We start from the raw sequence: 1,976 nt of genomic DNA on the forward strand, positions 1-1,976 counted from the left end.
GGCGGCGTCGATTCGTCGGTCGCCGCCGCGCGGATGGTCGATGCCGGACACGATGTGGTCGGCGTGCATTTGGCGCTGTCACAGGCCCCCGGCACATTGCGAACGGGCTCGCGCGGCTGTTGCTCCAAAGAAGACGCCGGCGACGCCCGGCGGGTCGCTGACGTCCTCGGAATCCCGTTCTATGTATGGGATTTCGCCGATAAGTTCAAGGAAGACGTCATTGACGACTTCGTGTCGTCTTATGCTCGCGGTGAGACTCCCAACCCGTGCGTGCGATGCAACGAGCGGATCAAGTTCTCGGCGCTGGCGGCACGCGCATTGGCGTTGGGTTTCGACGCGGTGGCCACCGGGCACTACGCCCGCCTGTCCGATGGGCGGCTGCGACGCGCTGTCGACGCGGACAAGGACCAGTCCTATGTACTGGCGGTGCTGACCTGCGATCAACTACGCCATGCCGCGTTCCCGATCGGTGACACGCGCAAGTCGCAGATTCGCGCCGAGGCGGCCCGCCGCGGCCTGGCGGTCGCGGACAAGCCGGATAGCCATGACATCTGCTTTATCCCGTCCGGGGATACCCGCGCATTTCTAGGCTCCCGGATCGGGGTGCGCCGCGGGTCGGTCGTCGACCAGCGCGGGACCGTGCTGGCCGGCCATGACGGGGTGCACGGTTTCACCATCGGTCAGCGCAAGGGACTCGGCATTGCGGGCCCGGGCCCAGACGGCCAGCCGCGCTACGTCACCGCGATCGACGCCGACAGCGGCACCGTCCAGGTGGGTTCGGCGGCCGACTTAGACGTTCGGCAGCTGATCGGGCAGCGGCCGGTGTTCACCGCCGGGACTTCACCTACCGGACCCATCGAGTGCGCCGTGCAGGTGCGTGCGCACGGCGAGGCCGTCGACGCGGTCGCCGAGTTGGCCGCCGATGAGCTTGTCGTTCGCCTGCGCACCCCGCTGCGCGGTGTTGCGCCGGGACAGACGCTCGTGCTGTACCGGCCTGACCCGGATGGCGACGAGGTCATCGGCAGCGCCACGATCGCCGCGTCGGCCTGACCTTTCGCCGAACGTGTCCTAGCCGGGCACGTTGGCGGCGATGTTGGTGATCACGATCGTCGACACCGACTCCGGGAAACCGCAGAAGGTGACCTCCATCAACACCACTGACTTGACTTCATAATCGCGTCCGCAATCGCCGGGGCGAGTCTGCAGCGACTGTTCATCGGAGATCCACGGGCCGACGAAACCAGTACCTTCCTTAGTGTTCGCGCAGGCCCGGACGGTTGTCACCAACGCATCGAACGCATGATGTGCGGTAGTGGCATCGCGGTAGGCGGCGGCGCCTTCGGATATCAAGCCGCCGCGAGGTGGGTATTGGAACGTCGTCTTGTGGAACTCTTCGATGTCGGGTCCGAAGGTGGCGGTGTCCTCGTAGACGAACCGGCACTGCGGCGGCGCAGTCTCGGCGAGCGTGTCAATGTCGACCGGGGACTTGCCGTCCATCGACGGGATGATTGTGAGGTGCTCGTCGGCGCCGGTGATCGCGCGCATGCGGTTCTGATCGAGCAGAACGCGGTCGACGTTGACCCCGGAAAGATCGGGTCCGGCGCCGAAAGCCGGTTGCGCGGTTCCGTCCGTGATGCGGGTGCAAGCGGCGGCCAGCAGGGCCGCACCACACAACACCAGTGATCGTGACGTCACATTTTCCATCTTTCGTTGATGCGAGCCTAATCGCGCGGACAGACCCTGGCACGGGGCACCCGCAACTCGATCGAATACGGTTGGCCGGTGAGCGTTTTCGCAACCGCCAGCGGCACCGGTTCATGGCCGGGCACCGCCGCGCGGCAAGCGGCCGAGGTCGTCGTCGGTGAATTGGGCGCCGCGATGGCCCACGTCGTCGAGCTGCCAGCCAGGGGAGTGGGCTCTGACATCGTCGGGCGGGCCGGTGCGCTGCTGGTCGGCATGGCCATTGACACTGTGCC

2 protein-coding genes and 1 pseudogene are annotated in these 1,976 nt (G+C 66.6%); 2 read left to right on the forward strand and 1 reads right to left on the reverse strand.

Annotated features, from left to right (window positions below; translation table 11 throughout):
• Nucleotides 1-1,050 (forward strand): tRNA 2-thiouridine(34) synthase MnmA (gene mnmA, locus WB785_RS11190; RefSeq protein WP_424079163.1); only part of this gene is annotated, 1,050 nt, incomplete at its 5' end.
• Between the two features lie 18 nt (nt 1,051-1,068).
• On the opposite strand, the gene WB785_RS11195 is transcribed toward mnmA, so the two are convergent.
• Nucleotides 1,069-1,704, reverse strand: a complete 636-nt coding sequence (locus tag WB785_RS11195) for a sensor domain-containing protein (protein ID WP_424079164.1) — start codon at nt 1,702-1,704, stop codon at nt 1,069-1,071.
• A gap of 78 nt (nt 1,705-1,782) precedes the next feature.
• On the opposite strand from WB785_RS11195, the pseudogene WB785_RS11200 reads away from it, so the two are divergent.
• A pseudogene (locus WB785_RS11200) lies at nt 1,783-1,976 on the forward strand (methionine synthase); the annotation flags it as partial.

Origin of the sequence: Mycobacterium sp. (assembly GCF_049585075.1) — a bacterium.
Lineage (GTDB): Bacteria > Actinomycetota > Actinomycetes > Mycobacteriales > Mycobacteriaceae > Mycobacterium.

What these genes read in the sequence shown, in the direction of transcription:
- WB785_RS11195 (WP_424079164.1), bottom strand. Translation starts at nt 1,704, where the DNA reads ATGGAAAATGTGACGTCACGATCACTGGTGTTGTGTGGTGCGGCCCTG.